Here is a 242-nt window from a genome sequence, read left to right on the forward strand (position 1 = left end):
CTGATCTCGCTCGTGTTCGGCAACGTCGCCGTGATGTACATGAACTTCGTGGGGTGCCGCGAGACGGGCCACTCGAACCTGTGGTGGCCGTGACTGACCGTGCCGTTCTACTGGGTCCTAATGTCGATCGCGGCGATCAAAGGCACCTATCATCTCATCCGTAATCCTTCCTACTGGGAGAAGACCTTCAACGGGTTGTCGTCGTGAGGACCCGCATCACTTGGGTGGTCTGGACCGCCTGC

Annotated in this window: 1 pseudogene; it reads left to right on the forward strand. The window is 59.1% G+C overall.

Features of this window, described 5'->3' with window-relative positions:
* A pseudogene (locus NVV99_RS26795) lies at positions 1-207 on the forward strand (N-acetylglucosaminyltransferase); the annotation flags it as partial.
* Positions 208-242: the final 35 nt, after the last annotated feature.

Origin of the sequence: Rhodococcus sp. PAE-6 (assembly GCF_025290685.1) — a bacterium.
Lineage (GTDB): Bacteria > Actinomycetota > Actinomycetes > Mycobacteriales > Mycobacteriaceae > Rhodococcus > Rhodococcus pyridinivorans.